This is a genomic window from Ideonella sp. P3_A4 (assembly GCF_056403075.1).
Genome location: NZ_JBFUGE010000044.1, coordinates 1 through 22,317, shown reverse-complemented (window position 1 = coordinate 22,317; position 22,317 = coordinate 1). Strand labels below are relative to the sequence as shown.

At 68.1% G+C, this 22,317-nt stretch carries 28 protein-coding genes; 17 read left to right on the top strand and 11 right to left on the bottom strand.

Annotated elements, in window-relative coordinates:
• The 3 genes from AC1DYI_RS07405 to AC1DYI_RS07395 form a co-directional block, all read left to right on the top strand.
• On the top strand, positions 1-938 hold a 938-nt coding region (locus tag AC1DYI_RS07405; protein WP_477203443.1), incomplete at its 5' end, for an alpha-amylase family protein.
• A 10-nt stretch (positions 939-948) separates the two neighbouring features.
• Positions 949-1,773: an endo alpha-1,4 polygalactosaminidase gene (locus AC1DYI_RS07400; RefSeq protein ID WP_477203442.1), complete on the top strand. Its 825-nt coding sequence runs from the start codon at positions 949-951 to the stop codon at positions 1,771-1,773.
• Between the two features lie 97 nt (positions 1,774-1,870).
• On the top strand, positions 1,871-2,305 hold the full coding sequence (locus AC1DYI_RS07395) for a hypothetical protein (protein ID WP_477203441.1): 435 nt from the start codon (positions 1,871-1,873) through the stop codon (positions 2,303-2,305).
• Between the two features lie 18 nt (positions 2,306-2,323).
• Here the strand turns inward: AC1DYI_RS07395 and AC1DYI_RS07390 are convergent, their stop codons facing one another.
• The 3 genes from AC1DYI_RS07390 to AC1DYI_RS07380 form a co-directional block, all read right to left on the bottom strand.
• A complete protein-coding gene (locus AC1DYI_RS07390; RefSeq protein ID WP_477203440.1) occupies positions 2,324-4,777 on the bottom strand; it encodes an ATP-binding protein in 2,454 nt (817 codons plus the stop codon).
• Between the two features lie 211 nt (positions 4,778-4,988).
• Positions 4,989-5,267: a hypothetical protein gene (locus AC1DYI_RS07385; protein ID WP_477203439.1), complete on the bottom strand. Its 279-nt coding sequence runs from the start codon at positions 5,265-5,267 to the stop codon at positions 4,989-4,991.
• A gap of 89 nt (positions 5,268-5,356) precedes the next feature.
• Positions 5,357-5,692, bottom strand: coding sequence for a hypothetical protein (locus AC1DYI_RS07380; RefSeq protein WP_477203438.1), 336 nt, complete (start codon positions 5,690-5,692; stop codon positions 5,357-5,359).
• 155 nt (positions 5,693-5,847) lie between these two features.
• Here AC1DYI_RS07380 and AC1DYI_RS07375 point away from each other — a divergent pair, with 155 nt between their 5' ends.
• Positions 5,848-6,462: a hemerythrin domain-containing protein gene (locus tag AC1DYI_RS07375; protein WP_477203437.1), complete on the top strand. Its 615-nt coding sequence runs from the start codon at positions 5,848-5,850 to the stop codon at positions 6,460-6,462.
• Positions 6,463-6,551: 89 nt separating this feature from the next.
• Positions 6,552-6,878: a BON domain-containing protein gene (locus tag AC1DYI_RS07370; protein WP_477203436.1), complete on the top strand. Its 327-nt coding sequence runs from the start codon at positions 6,552-6,554 to the stop codon at positions 6,876-6,878.
• A 63-nt stretch (positions 6,879-6,941) separates the two neighbouring features.
• On the opposite strand, the gene AC1DYI_RS07365 is transcribed toward AC1DYI_RS07370, so the two are convergent.
• The gene (locus AC1DYI_RS07365) at positions 6,942-7,574 is read right to left on the bottom strand and encodes an outer membrane beta-barrel protein (RefSeq protein WP_477203435.1); all 633 of its coding nucleotides are present in this window, start codon (positions 7,572-7,574) and stop codon (positions 6,942-6,944) included.
• A 114-nt stretch (positions 7,575-7,688) separates the two neighbouring features.
• Here AC1DYI_RS07365 and AC1DYI_RS07360 point away from each other — a divergent pair, with 114 nt between their 5' ends.
• The 3 genes from AC1DYI_RS07360 to AC1DYI_RS07350 all read left to right on the top strand — a co-directional run bounded on the left by AC1DYI_RS07360 (position 7,689) and on the right by AC1DYI_RS07350 (position 10,942).
• The gene (locus tag AC1DYI_RS07360) at positions 7,689-9,953 is read left to right on the top strand and encodes a response regulator (protein WP_477203434.1); all 2,265 of its coding nucleotides are present in this window, start codon (positions 7,689-7,691) and stop codon (positions 9,951-9,953) included.
• 44 nt (positions 9,954-9,997) lie between these two features.
• The gene (locus AC1DYI_RS07355; RefSeq protein WP_477203433.1) at positions 9,998-10,354 is read left to right on the top strand and encodes a DUF2845 domain-containing protein; all 357 of its coding nucleotides are present in this window, start codon (positions 9,998-10,000) and stop codon (positions 10,352-10,354) included.
• Between the two features lie 114 nt (positions 10,355-10,468).
• Positions 10,469-10,942 carry a nuclear transport factor 2 family protein gene (locus tag AC1DYI_RS07350; RefSeq protein WP_477203432.1) on the top strand — a complete coding sequence of 158 codons (474 nt, stop codon included), beginning with the start codon at positions 10,469-10,471 and terminating at the stop codon, positions 10,940-10,942.
• 10 nt (positions 10,943-10,952) lie between these two features.
• On the opposite strand, the gene AC1DYI_RS07345 is transcribed toward AC1DYI_RS07350, so the two are convergent.
• Both AC1DYI_RS07345 and AC1DYI_RS07340 read right to left on the bottom strand, forming a co-directional pair.
• Complete coding sequence (locus AC1DYI_RS07345; protein WP_477203431.1) at positions 10,953-11,462, bottom strand: endonuclease V; 510 nt, start codon at positions 11,460-11,462, stop codon at positions 10,953-10,955.
• 19 nt (positions 11,463-11,481) lie between these two features.
• On the bottom strand, positions 11,482-11,736 hold the full coding sequence (locus tag AC1DYI_RS07340; RefSeq protein ID WP_477203430.1) for a hypothetical protein: 255 nt from the start codon (positions 11,734-11,736) through the stop codon (positions 11,482-11,484).
• Between the two features lie 214 nt (positions 11,737-11,950).
• Here AC1DYI_RS07340 and AC1DYI_RS07335 point away from each other — a divergent pair, with 214 nt between their 5' ends.
• The 5 genes from AC1DYI_RS07335 to AC1DYI_RS07315 all read left to right on the top strand — a co-directional run bounded on the left by AC1DYI_RS07335 (position 11,951) and on the right by AC1DYI_RS07315 (position 14,320).
• A complete protein-coding gene (locus AC1DYI_RS07335; RefSeq protein WP_477203429.1) occupies positions 11,951-12,439 on the top strand; it encodes a hypothetical protein in 489 nt (162 codons plus the stop codon).
• A complete protein-coding gene (locus AC1DYI_RS07330; protein WP_477203428.1) occupies positions 12,429-12,875 on the top strand; it encodes an ABA4-like family protein in 447 nt (148 codons plus the stop codon). Before AC1DYI_RS07335 ends, AC1DYI_RS07330 begins: the two co-directional genes overlap by 11 nt.
• 62 nt (positions 12,876-12,937) lie before the next feature.
• A complete protein-coding gene (locus AC1DYI_RS07325; protein ID WP_477203427.1) occupies positions 12,938-13,234 on the top strand; it encodes a putative quinol monooxygenase in 297 nt (98 codons plus the stop codon).
• Between the two features lie 28 nt (positions 13,235-13,262).
• A complete protein-coding gene (locus AC1DYI_RS07320) occupies positions 13,263-13,868 on the top strand; it encodes a carboxymuconolactone decarboxylase family protein (RefSeq protein WP_477203426.1) in 606 nt (201 codons plus the stop codon).
• Between the two features lie 35 nt (positions 13,869-13,903).
• Positions 13,904-14,320, top strand: coding sequence for a hypothetical protein (locus AC1DYI_RS07315; protein ID WP_477203425.1), 417 nt, complete (start codon positions 13,904-13,906; stop codon positions 14,318-14,320).
• 10 nt (positions 14,321-14,330) lie between these two features.
• Here the strand turns inward: AC1DYI_RS07315 and AC1DYI_RS07310 are convergent, their stop codons facing one another.
• The 4 genes from AC1DYI_RS07310 to AC1DYI_RS07295 all read right to left on the bottom strand — a co-directional run bounded on the left by AC1DYI_RS07310 (position 14,331) and on the right by AC1DYI_RS07295 (position 17,109).
• Positions 14,331-15,293, bottom strand: coding sequence for a lipocalin family protein (locus AC1DYI_RS07310; protein WP_477203424.1), 963 nt, complete (start codon positions 15,291-15,293; stop codon positions 14,331-14,333).
• A complete protein-coding gene (locus AC1DYI_RS07305) occupies positions 15,271-15,753 on the bottom strand; it encodes a phage holin family protein (protein ID WP_477203423.1) in 483 nt (160 codons plus the stop codon). Before AC1DYI_RS07305 ends, AC1DYI_RS07310 begins: the two co-directional genes overlap by 23 nt.
• Before the next feature lie 26 nt (positions 15,754-15,779).
• Positions 15,780-16,049 carry a GlsB/YeaQ/YmgE family stress response membrane protein gene (locus AC1DYI_RS07300; protein WP_477203422.1) on the bottom strand — a complete coding sequence of 90 codons (270 nt, stop codon included), beginning with the start codon at positions 16,047-16,049 and terminating at the stop codon, positions 15,780-15,782.
• A gap of 79 nt (positions 16,050-16,128) precedes the next feature.
• Positions 16,129-17,109: an SDR family oxidoreductase gene (locus tag AC1DYI_RS07295; protein ID WP_477203421.1), complete on the bottom strand. Its 981-nt coding sequence runs from the start codon at positions 17,107-17,109 to the stop codon at positions 16,129-16,131.
• Positions 17,110-17,386: 277 nt separating this feature from the next.
• Here AC1DYI_RS07295 and AC1DYI_RS07290 point away from each other — a divergent pair, with 277 nt between their 5' ends.
• The 3 genes from AC1DYI_RS07290 (at position 17,387) to AC1DYI_RS07280 (ending at position 20,075) form a co-directional block, all read left to right on the top strand.
• Positions 17,387-17,728, top strand: a complete 342-nt coding sequence (locus tag AC1DYI_RS07290; RefSeq protein WP_477203420.1) for a hypothetical protein — start codon at positions 17,387-17,389, stop codon at positions 17,726-17,728.
• Between the two features lie 302 nt (positions 17,729-18,030).
• Positions 18,031-19,242: a glycosyltransferase gene (locus tag AC1DYI_RS07285; RefSeq protein WP_477203419.1), complete on the top strand. Its 1,212-nt coding sequence runs from the start codon at positions 18,031-18,033 to the stop codon at positions 19,240-19,242.
• A gap of 2 nt (positions 19,243-19,244) precedes the next feature.
• Complete coding sequence (locus AC1DYI_RS07280; RefSeq protein WP_477203418.1) at positions 19,245-20,075, top strand: DUF2334 domain-containing protein; 831 nt, start codon at positions 19,245-19,247, stop codon at positions 20,073-20,075.
• A gap of 16 nt (positions 20,076-20,091) precedes the next feature.
• Here AC1DYI_RS07280 and AC1DYI_RS07275 read toward each other — a convergent pair whose 3' ends face one another.
• Positions 20,092-21,492: a sigma-54-dependent transcriptional regulator gene (locus tag AC1DYI_RS07275; protein ID WP_477203417.1), complete on the bottom strand. Its 1,401-nt coding sequence runs from the start codon at positions 21,490-21,492 to the stop codon at positions 20,092-20,094.
• A 200-nt stretch (positions 21,493-21,692) separates the two neighbouring features.
• Between AC1DYI_RS07275 and AC1DYI_RS07270 the strand changes: the two genes are divergently transcribed.
• Positions 21,693-22,118: a CBS domain-containing protein gene (locus AC1DYI_RS07270; protein WP_477203416.1), complete on the top strand. Its 426-nt coding sequence runs from the start codon at positions 21,693-21,695 to the stop codon at positions 22,116-22,118.
• Positions 22,119-22,317 lie beyond the last annotated feature (199 nt).

Below are 22,317 nucleotides of genomic sequence, written 5' to 3'. Positions count from 1 at the left end.
CGCCCGGCAGCGACGAACTGCACGACCACAGCGACATGCTGCTGCGCGACAAAGACGGCGCGGTGCAGAACGTCAGCTGGTGGAACAGCTTCTACCTCTGCCCCGCCTACGGCAAGACGATCGAGCGCGCGCAGGCGTTGGTGCGCAAGGTCATTGGCGAGTGGGGCTTCGAAGGCCTGAAGATCGACGGCCAGCATCTGAACGGGGTGGCGCTGTGCCACAACCCGGCGCACCGTCATACGCGGCCCGAAGAGTCGGCCGAGCGGCTGAGCGAGTTCTTCCACGCGATCTACGACACCGCGCGCGCCATCAACCCTAACGCGGTGATCGAGCTGTGCCCTTGCGGCACGTCGTTCGCCTTCCACAACCTGCCCTTCATGAACCAGACGCCGGCGTCGGACCCGTTGTCGTCATGGCAGGTGCGGCACAAGGGCAAGACGCTGAAGGCGCTGATGGGGCCAAGCGCTGCCTATGCCGGCGACCATGTCGAGCTGAGCGACGGCGGCGCCGATTTCGCGTCCACCGTCGGCGTGGGCGGGGTCGTGTCGACCAAGTTCACCTGGCCCGAGGACCCGAAGCCGAAAGACTCGTTCCTGCTGACGCCCGAGCACGAGGCGCTGTGGCGCCGCTGGATCACGCTGTACCGCGAGCAGATGCTGCCCACCGGCATCTACCGCGGCGAGCTGTACGACATCGGCTTCGACAAGCCCGAGGCACATGTGGTCGAAAAAGACGGTCGCCTGCACTACGCCTTCTACGCGCCGCAGTGGGACGGCATGGTCGAGCTGCGCGGCCTGAAGGCGGCGCTGTACGAACTGCGCAACCTGTTCGATGGCCAGGCGCTCGGCACGGTCACCGCCGCCAAGCCCCGCGTCAGGCTGGCTTTCAAGAATCACCTGCTGCTCTGCGCCACACCGCTCGACACCCGAATCACCTGAGGAGACACCGATGCCCCTGCACAGCTCATCGAAGCGCTTGCTGACCACCCTGTGTCTGGCCGGCTCGGCCGTGGCCGCCTGGGCCGGCGGGCACGGCCCGGCCTCCCCCTGGGTCCCGCATGTGKGCGACAGCTACCAGATCCAGCTGACCGGCAAGATCAACACCGGCTACGACGTCGACGTCTACGACATCGATCTGTTCGACACGCCCGATGCGGTGATGAACACGCTGCATAGCCGCGGCGTGCGCGTGGTCTGTTATTTCTCTGCCGGCACCGCCGAAGACTGGCGCGCCGATTATTCGCAGTTCAAACCGGCCGACCTGGGCAGCAACCTCGACGGCTGGCCCGGCGAGCGCTGGGTCGACACCCGCTCGGCCAATGTGCGCGCGATCATGAAGGCGCGCTTCGACCGCGCCGTCGCACGCGGCTGCGACGGTGTCGACACCGACAACGTCGACGAGTACACCTACAGCGATTCCGGCTTCCCGCTGACCCCCAGCACCCAGCTGAACTACAACCGCTTCCTCGCGAAAGAGGCGCATGCGCGCGGCCTGAAGATCGGGCTGAAGAACGACGTCGGCCAGCTGTCGGCGCTGGTCGCGAGCTTCGACTTCGCGGTCAACGAGTCGTGCCACGTCTACAAGGAATGCGGCGGCTATTCGCTCTTCACCGAAGCCGGCAAGCCGGTGTTCAACATCGAATACAAGAAGAAGTGGGTCGACGACCCCGACGCCCGCGCCAGGATGTGCGCGCAGGCCCGCGCTGCGAATCTGCGCACGCTGGTGATGCCCCATCTGCTGAACGACGACTTCCGCCTGAGCTGCGATGACTAGCCCCGAGTTCGCGTAGGCCCTGAGACACCTCGGGCGGCAGTTGTGCTACACCGTCGATCTTTCGCGGGAGCGTTCCCATGTTGACAGCCAGCACGCCATGAACAAGTACAAGCTGTCGCCGTCGTGCGACTACGTGGCCTTGTTCAAAAGCACGCCGATCGACTTCTTTGCACCCGAGAAGAAGCCGCCGCTGCAGCGCCTGCGGTTCGGCCAGCGGCCCGAGCGTGGGGTGGTCGAGATCAACGACGGCCGGCTGGATTTCGAGATCCACCTGCGCGCCCGCAACTCGGTCGTCCCGCCGGGCGACATCGCTTTCGCACAGCGCGTGCTGGCTCAGGTTGCCGAGATGGACTCGGCCGCCCGCGCGCTGCCGCACCGGCTGGGCATGGACCACGAAGAGTACCTGGCCTACATCACCATCGAGCCACCCAAGGTGGTGCTGCGCTACTGCGCCGGCGCCTTCAACACCGAATGGGGTGCCCACTTCGTGCCCGACAAGGGCGGCCGTTACCGGCTCGTCCATCTGGGCTGAGCCAGGGGTCGCGGCGCCTCAGGCCGCCTTGCCGTGCAGCGCTGCGGTGGACAGCGCATCGAACCGACGAGTCAAGGTCTCGGTCAGCGTGCGGTAGTCCACCGGCTTGGTGATGTAGCCCTCGAAGCCGGCGCGCATCGCTGCGTCGATCTGATCGGGMATCGCATCGGCGCTGACCGCGATCACCGGGATCGGGCGCGTGCGCGGGTCGGCCTTCAAGGCCTTGATGACCGTGAAGCCGCTGCCGTCGGGCAGGTGCATGTCGAGGAAGATCAGGTCGGGCCGSCCCTGGGCTGCTTCAATCCCCTGCGCACAGGTGGTGGCCACCTGCAGCGACACGTTGTCGACCAGGCCAATGAAGCCCTCCATCACCAGCGCGTTGACCGGATCGTCCTCGATGTAGAGCAGGTGGCGCTGCGTGCTGCCCTGCGCCGGCGTGCTGTCCAGGTCCTGGAAATCGGTCGCGGCGATCTCGTCCTGGGGCAACTCGGCCGCAGGCAGCGCAAAGCAGAAGCACGCACCACACGGCGCATCGAGCAACTGGATGTCGCCCCCCATCAGCTGGGCCAGCTTGCGGCTGATCGTCAGACCCAGCCCGCTGCCGATGTGGCGCTCTTCGGTGCCCAGGCGCTCGAAGGGGTCGAACAGGCGGTTGCGCTGGTCCGGCAGCACACCGGGGCCTTCATCGCAGACCATCAGCTCGACCTGGTCGCCGCTGGCGGCGCGCTGCGCCTTCACGCGCACCGTCGAGTCGGGCGGGCCGAACTTGATCGCGTTGGCCAGCAGGTTGACCAGCACCTGCCGCGTTGCGCGCTCGTCGGCGAGCACGCCTTCGACCTGGGGCGACACCTCGACCTGCAGCTTGACCTGCGCCTGCGCCGCCTGCGGCGTGACCATCTCGATGGCGCGTTCGATCGCGTCCTTGACCGAGATCGCCTGTGGCCGCATCTCGACCCGGCCGACCTCCAGCGCCGAGATGTCGAGCATGTCGTTGATCAGTGACAGCAGGTGCTCGCCTGCATGGTGGATGTGGCGTGCCGAGCGGCCCGGCTCGACCGTGCTGTCGGCAAAACGCAGCCGCAGCAGCTGGGCGAAGCCGACGATCGCGTTCAAGGGCGTGCGCAGCTCATGGCTCACGCGCGACATCAGTTCCGCCTTGGCGGCGGCCGAGCGCGCGGCGGTGTCGCGCTCGATGCGCAAAGACTCGACCTGCTCGCGTTCGCGGACCTCGTCGGTCACGTCCGTCACCACGCCATAGAAGGAGATGCTGCCGTCTTCCAGCCGTTCGGGCATGGCCTGTGCGAACAGCGCCCGCTCACCGCGCTTGGGCAATCGCACGCGGTAGGTGCAGCGCCAGCGGCTCATCGTGGCCGCCGCCCGCTGGACGGACTCGCGCACACGCGCTGCGTCGTCCGGGTGGAGGCGATCGCCGAGCACGCTCGCGTCGTGGCGCACCTGCTCGTGCGTCAGCTCGTAGATCGTCTCGATGTGCTCGCTGGCAAACGGCATCGTGGTCGTGCCGTCCGGATGGATGACGAACTGGTAGATCAGGCCGGGGATCTCGGCCGCAATGCGCTCCAGCGCCCGGCTGGCGCGCCGGCCTTCGCGTTCGGCCCGTGCGCGCGCGCTGACGTCACGCGCCGTGCCCCGGTAGCCGAGAAACTCACCGCCCTCATGGCGTGGCACGCCGGACAGCAGCAGGTAGCGCGCATCGGACGACCCGCGGTTGAAGATCATCACCCGCGACAGGCGCTCGCGCCGCGCCAACAACTCGGCCAGCGTGAGCGGCAGCGCTCGAGATTCGCCCTGCTCGTCGGTCACTTGGACCGCCGGCAACGACCCACCGGGCTGGAACTCGCTGCCCGCGCCCCAGGCCTCGGCCAGGCCCGGCGACACCCAGCTCAGGCGGCCCTGCGCATCGGTTTCCCAGAACCAGTCGCCCGAGGCGGTGGCAAAGTCGGTCAGGCGTTCTGTATTTGCGCGCAACAGTTGCAGGCTGCGGTGGGCGGTCAGCACCGCCTCGGCGCCAGCTGCCAGCCCGATCAGCGCGCTGCGTTGCTCATCGGTCAAGGTGCGCGGGCGCCGGTCGATCACGCAAAGCGTGCCGACAGCCACGCCATCGAGCCGCAGCGTCTTGGCGAAATAGGCGCGAATGTGCGGCGGCCCGGTGACCAGCGGGCTGTCTTGGACCCGCGGGTCGGCCAGCGCATCGGGGATCTCGAACAGGTCGGACTGGCCGATCGCGTGGGTGCAGAAAGAGCCGTCGCGTGGGCCCCCGTCGATGTCCCAGCCGAAATGCGAGAGAAAGTATTGGTGGTCGGCACCGACCAGGCTGACCAGCGAGATCGGGCACCCGGTCAGTTGCGCCGCACTGCGGGTCAGCGCGTCCAGGGATTGGCGGTCACCGGTGGCCAGGCCCCGGGCTTCACCCAGCAAGGTTTCGCGGCGACAGTCCTCTGGATCTGCTTCCATGGCAGGCGGGTCTCCCTGAAGACCATTGTGCGCTGCGCAAGATCCAACCGCCAGCATCTTGCCCGTCCTGCGGGCGCTCGGCTTCGCGAACCCCTCGGGGCGACGGGTGCGTCGGCTTCACCCGTCACCGGTGAGTTTTTGTAGCCTTTGCGCGGTGTCTGAAAAAAAGGGCTCGAGCCTTGATGGCCCGAGCCCCGTTTGACGGGGCGCGTCAGCTCTGGTCGCGCTTTTGTTGGCCAGGCTGGCTGCCCAGCTGGTCGCGGCCGGCTTCACGCGAGCCCTGGCCCGGCTGATCACGGTCGAGACCGCTCTGGCCTTGCTGGCCCTGGCCGCCTGAACGCTGCTGTTGCTGGTCTTCCGGCTTCTTCTGCGGCGGCGTCTGCGGGGTCTGCTGACCCTGGCGCGGCTGCTGTTGCTGGTCCTGGCTGCGGCTGGAGTCGCTGGTGCCTTGCTGGCCGGACTTCTTGTCTTCCGGACGGTTCTGTTGCATGGTCACTCCTTAGGTTGAATCGACAGGATTGCCGACAGGCTCCTGTTAGCAATCGCAATGCCCGGCGGCGCCGATCTGGTGCACGCCGCTCAGCGGCTCAGCCGCCCGATCAACACCCCCAGCAGCACGGCACCGGCCAGATAGCTCAGCGGGTGCTCGCGCACGCTGGCGCGGCAGGCTTCGGCGTATTCCTTCTCCATCTCGCCGAGACGATTGGCCTTGTTGCGCAGCGCTTCGGCGGCCTGGGCCATGGATTCGGCCGCACTGTCCACCGCCTCATGCGCGCCGCTGACGACCCGCTCGAAGCGCTGCTGCGCGGCGGAATCGGCGGCGCCGTTGTTGTTGCCGCTCGTCCCACCGCCGCTGCCGCCGGCGGTCGAGGCGGTGTCCGATGAATAGCTTTCCTGGGGCATATCGATGGCCATGGTTCGCATCTCCTGGAAGAAGGGGTCGAAGAGTCAAGGGTAAGGACTGCCCCACAGAGCAGCAAGCAACGTTCCCACTGCCGCCCTAGGGCCTTCGTCCCCGGCACATCGCTTGCCCCTAGCGACGGAACCGCTGCCTCTTCAGGAGTCTCACCATGCCGCACAGCCACCCCAACAGCCGCGCAGCCACCGCGGCGCGCAGCCACATCATCGAGTTGCTGCAGGACGACCATTGGCGCGTCAAGCGCGCCTACCGCGAATTCCAGCGGCTGGACGCCGAACGCAACGGCGATCTGTGCGAATCGATCGTCCGCCGCACGCTGCACGAGTTGCGCGTGCACGCCGCGCTGGAGGAGGCGCTGATCTACCCCATCATGCGCCCGATCGTCACTGACCCCGAGGCTGTCGACGAAGCCGAGGTCGAACACGAGACGATCCACCTGCTGATCGGCCAGCTCGAAGCCGCCCACGCTGTCGACGAGAAATTCGCCGCGCGTTTCGTGGTGCTGTGCGAATACGTGCTGCACCACATCAAGGAAGAAGAAGGCGAGCTGTTCCCTCAGCTCAAGCGCGCCAAGCTCGACTGGGAAACGCTGTGCGCCGAGTTCACCGAGCGCCGGGAAGCCCTGTTGACTGCCGACGCGATCGACAGCCTGCCCAATCCGTTCGACCTGGCGCCCGTTGACGAAACCGGCCTGCTGATGACTGGCCAATACCCCGCGCGCTACCCGCCGCAGGAAACCGGCTCGATCACCAGCCGCAAGATCTGAGGAACCGGGCCATGTTTTTCGCCACCGCATGAGACCGGGCACACGAGTTGYCCCAATACCAGCCCATACCCCATCGTGAGGAGCCTGGAATGAGAAAACTCTCTCTGATCGCCGCCGCGACCATTGCCGTCGCAGCCGTGTTGGGCAGCGCGGGTTGTGCCGTCACCAGCGGCCAGAGCAGCGTGGGTCAGTACGTCGATGACACCACGATCACCGCTCGCGTCAAGACCAAGATGGCCGAAGACCCGTTGGTCAGCGCGATGCGCATCGATGTGAAGACCGTGAACGGCACCGTGCAACTGGCAGGTTTTGCCACCAGCCAGGCCGAGAAGGAAGCAGCCGGAAAGATGGCCGCCACCGTGCCGGATGTGAAGTCGGTGCGCAACGACATCATCGTGCGCGCGCCCAACAACTGACCGCTCTTCGAGACCTGACGCGCGGGGCCTGCGGGCCCCGTTTCTTCGTTCTGTTGGTGGTTCTCAGAACTTGTAGCGGTAGCCGAGGGTCGTCATTTGCACTTCCCGTGTGCCCTGGCCCTGGAACCTGAAATCGTGGCGCTCCCATTCGATCACCAGGGCCGAACTGCGCGCCACTTCGTAGGTCAGGCCGGCGCCGTACGAGCCGCCCCAGCCCTTGGCCACACCGGTCGGCAGGCCAGACAAGTCTTCGGCCGTCACCTCGGTGCGGCCAAAGGTGCCACCCAGCTTGACGAAAGCGCTGAACGAGCCCATCGGCCAGCGGCCGAGCAAGCTGAAGTTGACGCCCTGGGCCGTGGTGTGGCCACCAGCACGCTCGGCGCTGCCCATGTGCACATAACCCAGCTCGACGCCGACGTAGTTGTTGAACAGGCCGCCGACGTGCACTCGACCGGCCAGGTCGGGGTTCTTGCACCGGTAACCGCCGAAGCCGCAACCGGTGGAATAGCGCGCCTGACCAAAGTCGATGCCGAGGTAGCCACTCTTGCTGATGTTCATCGGCGAGAAGCCTTCGTCGCCGAGCATCGGCGCGGGAGTCGCCCCACTGCCGGCCGGGGCCTGAGCCTGCACAGGCGCCACGGCCATCGCCCACACGGCCAGCGCGATCGCCTGGATACACCGTTTGCGTGGACTCACAACTTGTCCTTTCCAAATAAGACTGGACAGACATCTCTTGGCAACATGGTGGCAATTGCGACTCCCCTTCGATGTCGGACGACACCGCGTCCGGACCTGCTCTAAAGTCTGAGCGTGCTGTGGGTCGACCAGACCACGGCCCTAACCCCCTCGTTCATGCCGATTTCGATCCGTTCCCGCTTGCTCTTGCTGGTGCTGTCGGTGCTGCTGCCCGCCATGGCCGGCGCGCTGTGGGTGCTGTTCAATACCTTTCGCGCCGAACACCGGACGATGGAGCGCGGGCTGCGCGACACCACCGGCGCGCTGTCGATGGTGGTCGACCGAGAGCTGTCTCAGCGCGCCGCGATCGCACGCCTGCTGTCGATGTCGGCGATGCTGGACACCGCCCCGGCCGTGAGCAAGGACCAGCTGAGCTACTTCGACAGCCAGGCCCGCCATGCGCTGCAGGGACTGGGCGGCTGGGTCGAGTTGCGTTCGGAGCAAGGCCTGCTGCTGAGCACCCGTTACCCGCCCGGCATGCCCGGTCAGCCCCAGGCCGGCGCCAGTGCACCCGCCCCGGCCCTGGCCGAGACTGAACAGGTCGCCCCTCTGGCACGCGACCCGGCCAATGGTGAATGGCGGGCCTCGGTGGTGGCACCGGTGCGCCGCGCCGAGCGCACCGTGCTCAACCTCGCCGTCACGATCTTGCCGATCGAATTGCAGCAAATCGTCGACCACCAGCACTTGCCGCAAGGCTGGGTGGCCACGGTGATGGACGGCCAGGGCGTGGTGGTGGCCCGCTACCCGGGCGGCTCGTCGTACATCGGCAAGACGTCGCCGCCGGACCTGCGGGCGCAGATCGGCGCCAAGCGCGAAGGCCTGTTCCAGTCAAACTCGCTCGACGGGGAGCCGATCACCGGCTACTTCAGCACCTCGCCACAGGGCTGGACCTTCGTCACCGCGGTGCCGCGCTCGCAACTGTCCGGCCACGTGCCGGGCGCCGTGATGCAGCTGCTGCTGGTCGGCGCCGTATTGCTGGGCGTGGCCATCTTCGGCGCGCGCTGGCTGTCGCGCCGCATCGTCGAGCCGGTGGTGGCGTTGAAGGACATGGCCGAGCGCATGCAGGCCGGGCTGCCTGTTCACGCCGATCCGACCGGCATCGAAGAATGCGACAAGGTGGCCAACGCGCTCGAAGCCGCCGCCTATGCGCAGCAGCGGGCGCGCGGCGAGCTGGAGCGCCGGGTCAACGACGCCATCGCCCGCACGCGCGACGCCGAGCAGCGAGCCTCGCACAACCAGCGCGTCGAAGCGCTGGGCCGGCTGACCGGTGGCGTGGCGCACGACGTCAACAACCTGCTGGGCGTGATCAGCAACAGCGCCTACCTGATCGAGCGGCGCAACGATGGCCAGGTCGATATCAGCTCGCCGCTGGCGGCGACCATGCGCGCGGTCGAGGCCGGCCGCCGGTTGACCCAGCACCTGTTGCGCTTCGCCGGCCGCCACGCGACCCGGCCCGAGCGTGTGGACCTGGTCAGCACCCTGCCCGAACTGCGCGAACTGCTGGGCATCGTGCTGGGCAAACRCATCGCGGTCGAGGTCAAGGTCGCGCCGGACACGCAGGCCGTGGTCGTCGACGCGGGTGAGCTGGAGCTGGCGTTGATCAACCTGGCCTTGAATGCCCGCGATGCCTTGCCCAAGGGCGGCCACCTTTGGCTGGAAGCGAGCAACGCCGAAGCCAACGACACCACCGATCTGCCGGCCGGCGACTATGTGCTGATCACGGTGACCGACGACGGCATCGGCATCGCCGACGAGGTGGCCAACCGGGCGTTCGAACCCTTCTTCACGACCAAGGCCACGGGCCTGGGCAGCGGGCTCGGCCTGAGCCAGGTGCACGGCTTCTGCACCGAAGCCGGCGGCCTGGCGCGCATTGCCGGTACGCCTGGCCTGGGCACCGCGGTGTCGCTGATCCTGCCRGCGGCGYGCGCTGCCGCGCCCGCGCCCATGCGCCAACGCCCGGCGGGCGCCGACGCGATGGCCGGCCTGCGGGTGCTGGTGGTCGAAGACAACGAATCGCTCGGCGACGTGACCGCGGCGCTTCTGAGCTCCTACGGTTGCCAGGTCGAGCTGGCCCGCAGCGCCGAGCAGGCACTGCCCCACTTCAACGGCAGCGAACCGCCGTTCGACGTCGTGCTGTCCGACATCGTGATGCCCGGCGGGATGGACGGCGTGACGCTGGCCCGCCAGTTGCGCCAGCGCTACCCACAGCTGCCGCTGGTGCTGATCAGCGGTTTCAGCAACGTGCGGCCGGCCGAGGGCGAATTCACCGTGCTGGGCAAACCCTGTAGTCCGGACGACCTGGTCAACGCGTTACGACAGGCAGTGGCCGCCAAGGCCTGAGCACGCGCCCAAAGCGTGCGCAACCATTTGCGGGTGAGGCCGCCATGAATCCACGTCACGCCATCGTCATTGCCGCCGCGCTGGGCCTGCTGGCTGCGGCGCCGGCCAGGGCCGAATCCTTGCGCTGCAACGGCAGCAGCACCAGCGAGGGCGATTCGCGCCTGTCGGTGCTCTACAAATGCGGCGAGCCCTTGCTGAAAGACAGCTACTGCGCACCCTGGGTGCAAGCCGGCACGCTGCAGCCGCTGCCCGGCGCCTACGCCGCGGCGGTCGCCCCTTGCCAGCCGGTCGAGGAATGGGTCTACGACCGCGGCCCCGGCAACCTGATGGCCACCGTGCGCTTCAAGTCCGGCGTGGTGCAGTCCATCCTGTACGGTCGCGCGCCGCAGTCAGCGCAGTAAGCGCAACAACTGCGTTAGAGCGCGGCGACAACTCACCCGGTCTGCGCAACGTGGTCTTGCTCGACGGGTTTCCGACGGTGCCGTGAGCAACGTGCCTGCGCTATCGTTCGGCGCATGACGAATCGCAGTTCTCGCTTTCTGCTCGCCGGTCTCGGCGCTGCCGTGCTGTGCCTTGCAGGAGTGAGCGGAGCCATCGCGACCGCCACCCCGGCCGAGCAGGAGGTGATGGCCGTCACGCAGGCCGCCTGCGACGCCTTTCGCCTGCGCGACCTGGCGGCACTCGACCGCYTGCTGGCGCCTGAGTTCACGCTCGTCGGCCCGGCCGGCGACGTGCAGCCGCGCGGCCAGGCGATCGACGAGGTCAAGGCCGGTGACCCGCAGTACGAGGTCTTCCGCAACCACGACATGGTGGCCCACGTCTACGGCGATGCGGCCACGGTGCAGGGCATCACATCGATCAAGGGCCGCTCGGGCGACCAGGGTTTCGAGGTCGATGTGCGCTTCACCGACACACTCGTGCGCCTCAACGGCCAGTGGCGCCTGGTCGTCAGCCACGCCACGCGCATCCCGCCCAAGAAACCTGCCTGAAGCCAGCAGATCAGCCGCCGCTGGCCCGCCCGCGGCACAGCTGGTCGACGCGCTTGAGCAGGCTCGGAACGCGGTGCGGGCCGTGCATCTCCGCCACGGCTGCCTTGGCTCGCGCCAGGTCTTCGCCGACGCAGGTCACGTACAACGGGCGCTGGCTGTCGCCGCGCAGTACCCAGTGATCGGGGCCGATCAGGCGAAACGAGGTCTTCGCCACGCCGATCACCGGCACCTGGCCACTCAACGCATCGAACAGATGCTTGCCCAGGCCGGGCTCGCTGTGCCCGTCGAGGAAAACATAGCCGTCGACCAGCATGCAGTCGGGTTTCAGGTCGTTGGCCTGCAGCAGCGCCATGATGCATGGCAGCTCGCGTTCGTAGAAACGGCCGGGCGCGTAGTCGGCCGCCGCCGGCAGGCGCTGGACGAACGTACGCTGCGGCTGCGCATCGTGCCAATCGCCGAAGGCCACGCCTGCAACCGTGGCGTGGTCATCCGCGTACTGGACGTCGACCGCCAGGATCACGGCCGCGGCTCGCCGCGCGTCAAGCGATCAGCAGGCCGGCCGCTGCCAGCCGGGCCTTCATCGCGGCAAACCCGCCTTCGTATTCCCAGTACATCACTCGGCCGTGCGACGAGGTGACCAGCAGGTATTTCTCGGACACCGACTGGAGGCGGTCGATGGCGACCAGCTTTTCGACGAAGGCCTCGTCGCGGATCTCTTCGACGATTTCCTGGTTGTCGTCGGTGAAGCCGTGCATCACGATGGCCGAGCGAACGCGAACGGAGATGAACTTCATGGGGGTGGTGCGGGATGAGAGCTGCGAGCCATTCTGGCGTGGCTGCATCAACCTTGCAGCCGCGGGGTTGCGAGCCCACCACTGCTAGACTGCTCGCCGGGCTGACAGGACGCCCACCTCGCGAAAGCCCACGCACCTGCCTCGCAAGCCTTTCGCTTGCATACCCTCCGACACGGCCACCTGCGAGAAGGCCACTAGTCACGATGGAGTTGGTATGCGCATCGAACGCGTTCCCCTTTGGCATCCGGCCGACTCGGCCGAAGCCCCTTCCCACACCTCGACCGCACTCGACCTGGTGCTGTGCCAGGCCCGCCGGCTGCACCGCGCCGCGCAGGCCGGCCCGCTGCTGCAGGCCATGCCGGCGCTGCGGCGGGCCCATGCGGCCGGCGTCTTGCCGGGTCGCTCACTCAGAGCGTTGTTCCATGAGCGGCAGCAACTGCAACGCAAGCACTTTCTGCGCACGCTGGCGGTCGAAGCCGGGTATCCCGACTGGGAAGGCTACCGCCCCACGCTGGCCTCGTTGCCGACCCAGGCGGTTGACCACCTCAAGGCGCCGACCGAATGGCTCGGCTTTCYGAATCACTGGTTCTCGACCGAAGCCGAAGCCCGCGATCACGCGCACCGGCACGGCGGCACGGTCCACCGCGTTGGCACCCAGGCAGTGGTGATCGCGGCCGATGCGGAGGCCGCCCATGTCGCCTGAGCAAGCTTTCACGCTGGCCAGCATCGCCGCGATGCTGGGCTGGCTGCTGCTGGTCGCTGCGGTGCTTGCCCCGCAGGGCAAGGCAAGAAACAGGTTGCTGTGGGCAGGTGGCCGGTTGGTGCCGCTGTTGCTGTCGACGGCCTACCTGGCGCTGTTGGTGCTGCATTGGCGCAGCGCACCAGGCGGCAACTTCGGCAGCCTGGCCGGCGTGGCCACGCTGTTTGCATCGCCGGGCAAGCTGGCCGGCGGCTGGGTGCATTTCCTGGCCTTCGACCTGTTCATCGGCCGCTGGATGATCGACGACGTGCTGGCCCGCGGCGTATCCCGCTGGTGCCTGTTGCCTTGCCTGCCGCTGACCTTTCTCTATGGGCCGGCAGGGTTGCTGCTGTACTTCGGTCTGCGCAGTTCGCTCCCACGTCCTGCCATGAAAAACTAGGGGCGGTCCGGCGCGCCGCGGCGGCGCAGAATGCGCGCCTGACGTCCATTGCAAGGCGGCCCATGATCATCGTGATTGGAAGCGTTGTCGCCGTGCCCGGCCGTGTCGACGACGCGCTGGCCTTGAGCCTGGAGCATGTGCAGCGCTCGCGCGCCGAGCCGGGCTGCGTGTCGCATGCAGTGCACCGCGACGCCGAGAACCCGCAGCGCCTGGTCTTCGTCGAAGAGTGGGCCGACATGGCGGCGCTGCAGCAGCACTTCCGCGTGCCGGCCTCGCGCGCCTTCGCCAAGGCGCTGGCTGCGCTGRCCGCTGAAGCGCCGTCCATGTCCCTCTATGACGCGACGCCGGTGCGTCCGTGACCTGCCGCTGACCCTCAAGGAGATCCGCATGTTCCTGCCCAGCCCGCCCGAGACCGAGACCACCGTCCGCTTGCAGCAGCAGGACATGGCCGATCGTGGCCACGTGATGAACCTGACCCGGCTGTGGGCTTGGCGCCCCGATGTGTTCGAAGGCTTTGCCGCGCTGCGTGCCACCTTGATGAAAGGCTCGACGCTGACGCAGCGCGACTGGGGCGTGCTGGTCTGCGCCACCGCGGCCAGCCTGGGCGATTCGTACTGCGCGCTGGCCTGGGGCAGGACGCTGGCGGGTGCTGCAGACACCGCCACAGCGGTGTCGGTGCTGCAAGACGCGCCGGACAACGAACTGACCCCGCGCGACCAGGCTCTGTCGCGCTGGGCCCGCCAAGTGGTGAAGGATCCGAACAGCAGTTCAGCGCGGGATGTGGCGTTGTTGCGCGTGGCTGGCCTGTCGGACCGCCAGATCTTCGAAGCCACCACCTTCATCGCATTCCGCCTCGCGTTTTCATCCGTCAACGATGCGCTCGGCGTGCAACCGGATTGGGAGGTTGCCGCGGCGGCACCAGCCGAGGTGCGTGCGGCTGTCGACTTCGGCCGCCCGGCCGCCCCGGCCCCGAGGACACCCGGCGGCGCTTGAGCGGCTCCCTGCATTCCAACGAAAGGACACCCACCATGTTTCCCTGGCTCTGGTTCTGGGCACCGCAGATCCACTTCCCCTGGAGCGGCAACGACGCGCTGCGCGTCGAGCCGACCACGCACTGGTTCTTCGAGGGCATCACCCCTGGAGCCGGCAATCCTCGCATCGAGGAAAAGGCCTTCGCCGTGGCCAGCTACGGCAAGCAGCTGGGCCTGATCACCGAGGTGCTGATCGCCCAGGCCGAGCAGGTCGGCAGCCCGACACCGCAGGCGGCCGAATCGCTGGCCAAGTTGAAGGCGATCGCGCGCGAGATCGAGGCGATCAAGACCGGCGAGTACGAGCAGACGGCTATCGATCTCGAAGCCCAGCTGCAGGAGCTGCAACGCAAAGGCGGGCCGCGTTATGCGCAGCTCAGCGAGCGCTTGCTGCCACTGCTGCAGGCCCCGAGCTGATCAAAGCCGGTCAGTCCGGCTGGAGCACCAGCAAGCGCTCGACCGGGAAGCCCTGCACGCGGGCCAGCCCGATGGCGGCATCCAGCGCCTCGGTTTCGATGCGGGGCCGACGCGCCAGCACCGACAGGTGCTGCCGATCCGGCGCGCCCACCACGGCCAGCGTGTAGGCATCGTCGACGTACAGGACCCAGTGATCGGTCCAGCCGAAGGGCAACCAGCGCAGCCAGACCGGCAGGAAGCTGACCTGCAGCTTGGCACCCTGGCTGCCGCGCAGCACGCGGGCCTCGCCGTGAGCCAGGCGCTCGCGGCCATCGGCGTCGATGCAGCCGCTCAGCACCTCGACCACACCACTGTCACGCACCGTGTAGTGCAACTGTGGCTGGCTGCCGCAGCCTTGCTCGAACGCGTCGGGCAGCCGAGCGATCTCGTGCCAGGTGCCGGCATAACGGCCCAGATCCACATGATCTGCGGTGTCGAGCGGCGGCAGGTGGGGATCACCATCGTGCGCAGCGCCCCCTTCACCGGTGAAGGCGCCCCGCAAGCCACCCATCAGGTGCCGCGAAGCCCACAGGCCGAGGTTCATCATCGCGCCGGTCGAGGTGGGGCCCCAGCGCTGTTTCCAGGCCTCGGGCACGAAGGGCCAGGCCAACGCGATCAGCTCCAGCCAATCGAGCTTGTTGGACCGGCCCGCGGCCGGCCGCGATGTGGTCGACGAATCGCCGGCCATTGCAGCAGGCGGCGCCGGGCGAGGCCGCAGCCGGCGCCACAGCCACCAGCCCGCCAGCAGCGCGAGCGCACCACTGGCCACCGGCACCACCCAACGCGCGGGCTCACGGGCACGCCGCACGCGCTGGCCCAGCTGCGCCACCTGGCGCTTGACGCGTTGGTCGCGGGCGATCACGGCCAACTCGGCGCGCCGGATGCGCGCGTCGAGATCGTCGTCGCTGACGTCAAGAAGCGGAAGCAGGGCCATCGTCGTCGTGCGGATTCGCTTGAGGGGGGATCGGCGCCGGTGCCTGCCCCGCGGGGGCTGCGCGCGGCGGCATCGTCAAATGCCTTCGGGTGGCGGGCAGGCTCAGCCGGGTCACCAGGTACTGCACCCGGCTCACCGCAAACGCGACCGCGCCCAGGTTGATCAGCAGCACCGGCAACAAGGCCAACGCCCAGTGCAGGCCGAGGCCGATCAGCGCGATCACGACGCCGGCCCACAAGGCCAGCCAGGCAGTGACGCCGAGGATGGCGATGGCCACCACCCAGGCCACGATGCGCGCCAGCGCCGAGCCTGCGCGCCCGAGTTCGAGCGCGAACAACTCGACGCGGTCACTGATCAGCCCCGGCAGCTCGCGCAGCAGGCCCTGCAGTGAATCGACGAACGATTCGGGGCGTTCCGCGCCGCCGCCGTCTCGAGCTTCGGCCCGGGGCCCATCGGCCATGTGCGCCTCGTCTGGCTGCGGCGCGCTCAGCGGGGTGCCCCGCGCCGAACGAGGTTGACGATGGCCAGCAGGATGATGGCCCCGACCAGCGAGACCAGCAACGAGCCGAGGCTGAAGGCGCCTTCGTTGATCGTCGGTACGCCCACCATCGGCGAGATCAACCAGCCGCCCAGCAGCGCGCCGATGATGCCGACGATCACGTTCAGCAGCACGCCTTGCTGTGCGTCGGTGCGCATGATGATGCTGGCCACCCAGCCCAGCAGCCCACCGATAACCAGCCAGATGATGAGGTTCATGACGGCAACTCCTTGTGAGAGATGGGGACGGTTGAAAGCAGTTTTTCAACCTGAGCAAACGCCGTGCCTTGGGTGCGGCTCAGATCGCGCCGACGCTCCCGGTCACCGGCAGCACCACGCCGCTGATGTAGCCCGAGCATACCGGCGCGGCGAGAAAGACGTAAGCGGGTGACAGCTCCTCGGGCTGGGCGGCGCGCTTCATGTCAGTCTTTTGGCCGAACTCGGCCACCTTGTCGGCCGGGCTGTCGGCCGGGTTCAGCGGCGTCCACACCGGTCCCGGCGCCACTGCGTTCACGCGGATGCCGCGCTCGAGCAGGTTGCTGGCGAGCGACTTGGTGAAGGCGTGGATCGCGCCCTTGGTGGCCGAGTAGTCGAGCAGCTTCTCGCTGCCCCGCAAGCCGACGACCGAGCCGGTGTTGATGATCGAGCCGCCGCGCTTGAGGTGCGGCAACGCGGCACGTGCCATGCGGAAGTAACCACCAATGTTGGTGTCCAGCGTCTCCTGCAGCTGAMGGTCGTCGATCTCTTCCAGCGAGGCGGCGTGTTCCTGGAAGGCGGCGTTGTTGACCAGCACATCGAGCTTGCCGAAGGTGTCCACCGTCTGCTTCACCGCTTGCTTGCACCAGGCGTCGTCCTTCACGTCGCCTTGCAGCAGCAGGCAGCGTCGGCCCTCCGCCTCGACGCAGCGTTTGGTTTCTTCGGCATCTTCGTGTGACGAGTGGTAGGCCACCGCCACGTCGGCGCCTTCGCGCGCGAACAGCACGGCCACCGCACGGCCGATGCCGGAGTCGGCGCCAGTGATCAGCGCCGCAAAGTCCTGCAGCTTGCCGCTGCCACGGTAATCGGGCGCCATGAAGCGGGGCTTCAGCTCCATGTCCGCTTCACGGCCGGGCTTCGCCAGGTGCTGGGCCGGCAGCTTCTCGGGTTGCCGGCGCGCGCCGGCCTGCACGGCGCCGCTGCCACCGGCGTCGTCCTGGCCCGCCTGGCGCTCTTGGTCGCGGCGGTCTTGTTGTTGCTGGATCTCGCGTTGCGTCTTCAGGGTCGCATCGTGCTTGGCCATCGGTTTCTCCTGTTGAGGTGACATCAAGTCGATCGGCATGGGGGCCGTGCTGAGCCGTCTGGTGGCAGTCCACATGCCGAATCGCCGGCCGGAAAAACTTACCGGCCGTCGCACGCGGATCAAAGGCCCGCAGCGAGGCGAACCCGCAGAAGAGCAGCAGAGCCAGGCCCGTTGCGGACGGCACGCAGATTGCCGACCTGCTGACGCGGCGCTCGTCGCGCTCTGTCCATGGCATGGGCGCGCAGCGAATCCTCAACCTCTCTATGGAGTCTTTGGAATGAACAAACTAGTCACCCGTCTGACCAGCGCAGCTGCTGCTTGCCTCGTGGTTGTTGCCGGCGTTGCCGTCGCCCAGAGCAATGATGGAAAGGGCACCACAGGCCCGGACACCGGCGCATCGCCGACGCTGCCCGATCCGAACAACACGATGCCCGCCGCGCCGAGCAGCACCACGTCGCCGAGCAGCACCTCGTCGCCCAGCACGGTGACCACGCCCAGCACCGGCACCACCGGTACCAGCAGCTACAACAGCGGCAGCACGACCAGCACCCCGTCGACGACCTACAACAGCACTGCGCCGGCCGACTCGACCCTGCCGGCCCGCAGCGACCGCAACTAAAGGCTTTCGTGGCCTGGCGCAAGCCGGGCCACTTTGGCCCAACCCACCACGGCCTCTCATGGCCGTGGTCCCCGAAAGGCCTTCATCCCCAGGCGGCGCGCACGTCGCGCCGGAATGCCAAGCCCCCAAGGCGAAAGCCCCGGAGATGGGGCGGGATATCCCAGCAAGAACTGCCGGCCGTCGGTAGGCCTTACGGCACATCGGACGCTCCGTCCGGGTGGCTGCGTTTGCCACCCACCCCGTTCACCGAGTGACAGCCATCGCGTTTGTCGTGGTGGCACGAGCTTTGCAATAGCCGCCCCATGCCCGCCACCCAGCACACCCCCAATCGGCCGGAGGGCCCCCACCTGCTCGACGCCACGATGTACTGGGCCCGCCAGGCCTGCGGCGGGGTGCGGCGCTCCATCAGCACCAAACGCGCAGCGCTGGTGGCCCAAGGCTGGCGCCACACGCTGCTGGCACCAGGTGTGCGCGGCCCCGGCATGGTCGATTGCGGTGGCGTGTCGCTGCCGTCTTCCGGTGGCTACCGTTTCGTCTGGAACCGGGCCCAGGCTGCACGGCTGATCGAGCGGGCCGAACCCGAGATCATCGAATCTTCCGACCCCTTCACGCTGGCCTGGGCCACGCTCGATGCGGCCCGTGCACTGCAGGTGCCGTCGGTGGCCTTCTGCCACAGCCACCTGCCGGCGCTGGCCGCGCACTGGGTGGGCGACCGGCATGGCGCGCACACGCGCGGCCGCTGGGCCGAACGCCAGGCCCGTCACTACCTGGCCCGCGTCTACGGCGGCTTCGACATGGTGCTGGCGCCCAGCCGCACGATGACCGAGGCGCTGCATGAAATGGGCGTGCGCCATGCCCAGCATCAGCCGCTGGGTGTGGACTGCACGGTCTTCAACCCCGCGGCCGCCGACCCCATCTGGCGCCGCGCGCTGGAGCGCCGGCTGCAGCTGCCGCCCGGCACGCGCCTGCTGGTCTACACCGGCCGCTTCGCCTCTGAAAAGAACCTCGACCTGCTGGCCCGTGCGGTGGAACTTCTGGGCTCAAAGCATGTGCTGCTGGCAGTCGGTAGCGGGCCGCGGCCGCCCAAGGGCCGCCAGGTGATCGTGCTGAAGCCGCAGTTCCACAACGGCCGCCTGGCACGCTTGCTGGCCAGTTGTGATGCCTTCGTGCACGCTGGCGACCAGGAGACCTTCGGCCTGGCCGCGCTGGAAGCCATGGCCTGCGGCACACCCCTCGTCGCGAGCGCTGCCGCCGGCCTGGGCGAACTGGCCGACGGTGCCGCCATCACCCTGACCTCGCGCCGCCCCGGCGACTGGGCCGAAGCCATGCGGGTGGCCCTGGCAGGGCGCGACGGTTCGCTGGCGCAACAGGCGCTGACCCGCGCTCGCACCCTCGACTGGAAGCTGGTGCTCGGCGGCCTGTCGGAGCGCTACCTGCGACTGCTGCAGCGGGGTCCCCTGGACACCGACGAGCTGTCATCCGCCCCGACCCAACCACTGCTGCTGCAAGCCTGACGATGGACCGTGCGCTGACAGTGGTCCTGCACGATGTGTCGCCGGCCACCTGGCCGGCGTGCCTGCGGGTGATGGTCCAGATGCACCACGTTGCGCGCAAGGCGGGTACGCGGCTGCCGATCACTCTGCTGGTGGTGCCGGCCATGCACGGCGAACCGACCACGCCGGCCTTCGTGCGGGCACTGCACCACCTGATCGGCCACGGCAATGAACTGGCGCTGCACGGGCTGACCCACAGCGACGACGCGCCACCGCGAGGCGGCTGGTTCGATCACCTGCTGCGCCGCTGGTACACCGACGGCGAAGGCGAGTTCTCGGCGCTGGACCATGCCGAAGCCACGCGCCGCCTGGCGCTGGGCTGCGCCTGGGCGACCGCGCTGCGCCTGCCAATTCGCGGTTTCGTGGCGCCCGCCTGGCTGCTGAGCCCAGYGTCATGGGACGCTGTCGAATCGGCGGGCTTCGCCTACACCTGCACGTTGAACGAGGTGGTCGCCCTGCCCGGCCGAACCAGCCTGCATGCGCGCAGCCTGGTCTTCAGCACGCGCTCGCCCTGGCGGCGCGTGGCCTCGGCGGCCTGGAACACATTGCTGGCCGGCTGGGTGCGGCGCGCGCCGTTGTTGCGCCTGGAGCTGCACCCACAAGACGCAGACCACCCAGCCGTGCGCCGCTGCTGGTCGCGCATCCTGGCGCGCGCCTTGCGCGACGGGCGCCAGCCGCTGCGGCTCGAGGAGGTGGCGCGCCAAGTTCGGGCCAATGCCCTCGCGCCAGCCCGTGGCGTCGACAGCCGCTCAGCGCGGCGCCGGCCGAACGCCTCTTCGGCCATCCTGCACTGAGGCTGCCCTCTCGGCGCTACCCGCCGGGATCGGCATCCGCCTCGTCGGCGGCGTATTCCTTCAAGCGGTTGTAGAGCGTCTTCAGGCTGATGCCCAGCACCGAGGCCACACGCTCTTTCTGGTGCTTGTAGTGCTGCAGCGTGGCCAGGATCAAGGCCCGCTCGGCCTCGGCCATCGACGCACCGATCGGCACCACCACCGTCCGCGCGTTGGACTTCGGCGTTGGGCGGGGCGCGGCCTCGTCGGGCGGGGCCGGGTTGGGCAGCGAGCCGGGCAGCCATTGGCCATCGATCATTTCACCTGGCGCCATCACGTAGGCCCGTTGCACGGCGTTGCGCAGCTCGCGCACATTGCCCGGCCAGTGGTGGGAGGCCAGCCGTTCGAGCGCGGCCTGCGTGAAGCGCTTGGGTTGGCCCTCCTGCTTGGAAATAGCGTCCAGAAAATGCTGCGCCAACAGGGCCACGTCGCTCAGCCGCTCGCGCAGCGGCGGCATGTCGATCGGGAACACATTCAGCCGGTACAGCAGGTCTTCGCGCAGCTTGCCCGCAGCCACTGCCTCTTCGGGCTGCCGGTTGGTGGCCGCGATCAGCCGCACGTCGGCCTCTTGACTCTGCGTCGAGCCGACCCGCATGAAGCGGCCCGTCTCGAGCACCCGCAGCAACTTGACCTGCAGCTCCTGCGGCATCTCGGTGATCTCGTCCAGGAACAGCGTGCCACCGTTTGCGCGCTCGAAGAAGCCCAGGTGCTGCCGCTCGGCGCCTGTGAAGCTGCCCTTCTCGTGGCCGAAGATTTCGCTCTCGATCAGGTTGGGCGAGATCGCGCCGCAGTTCACCGCCAGGAACGGCTGCTTGCGCCGCCGGCTCAGGTCGTGCACGGTTTGCGCCACCACCTCCTTGCCGGTGCCGCTCTCACCTGTGATGAACACCGTCACCGACGTGCCGGCCACGCGCGAGATCTGCTCGTACACCTTCACCATCGGCGGCGCCTGGCCCCACAGCGGGCCGAAGTGGCCCTGCCGCACCAGGCCCGAGGCCAGGTCAGCGACTTCTGCGTTCAACTCGGCCGGCTTCATCAGGCGCGACAGGATGCTGCCCAGGTGCGGCAGCGACACCGGCTTGACCAGGTAGTCCGCTGCGCCCAGGCGCAAGGCCTGCACCGAGGTGTCCAGGCTGGCGTGGCCAGTGATCAGCACGACCTCGGTGTTGGCCAGCAGTTCGGCGTCGGACAGCAGGTCCATGCCGTTGCCATCGGGCAGCAGCAGATCCAGCAAGACCACATCGGGCTGTTGCAGTGACAACTGGCGCCGCGCCTCACGCAGGCTGTGTGCCACCGAGACGGTGTACTGGGCGCCCGCGACAAACTCCTTCAGCGAGGCTGCCGAGTCGATGTCGTCGTCGACGATCAATGCGTGGTTCATGGCGGCCTTTCGTGACGTGAAGCCGTGCGCCGTCTGGCCAGGTACGCTCATTGCCAACCGCGCGTCGATCGTAGCGCGCTTGGCCCCCCGCGGGCCGAAAACCATCGGGCAATCGAGGCGACGGGCTTGACCTGGGCCACGGGCGCGTGGTTTGCCTCATGCCGTTGTCTCGCCCTCTTTTCAGTCTCAAGGAGAACTGCATGACGACCGTCAGCGACATCATGTCCCCCAGCCCCCAGGTCATCGGCCCGCAGGACACGCTGCAACGTGCCGCCCGGATGATGAAAGACCTCAACGTCGGCTCGCTGCCGGTGTGCAACGGCAAGCGTGTGCTGGGCATGGTGACCGACCGCGACATCGCGGTGCGCGGCGTCGCCGCCGGCATGAAGCCCGATTCGTCGTGCGTGTCCGACGTGATGACCGCCGACGTCAAATGCGCCACCGAGGACCAGGACAGCGACGACGTGCTGCGCATGATGGGCGACGCCCAGGTGCGCCGGCTGCCGGTGGTCAACAAGCGGCAGGAACTGGTCGGCATTCTTTCGCTCGGCGACTTGGCGCTGCGCCAGTCGCACCACACGGATCAGACTTTGCGCGAGATTTCCGAGCCCGCCAAGGCCGCCTGACCGCGCTCGCAGCCGCTGAGGCTGCCCACACCGCGAATTTCTCACCGCGGCGGGAGCCGCGTTTGCCCCGCGGCGCAGCACCAGCGGCCGTGTGAGAGATCGCGTGAACGATGACATTGAAAACCTGTCGGAATTGCGGGTACTGATCGTTGACGACAGCGTGGACGCCGCCACCTCGCTGAGCTACTTGCTGCAGATG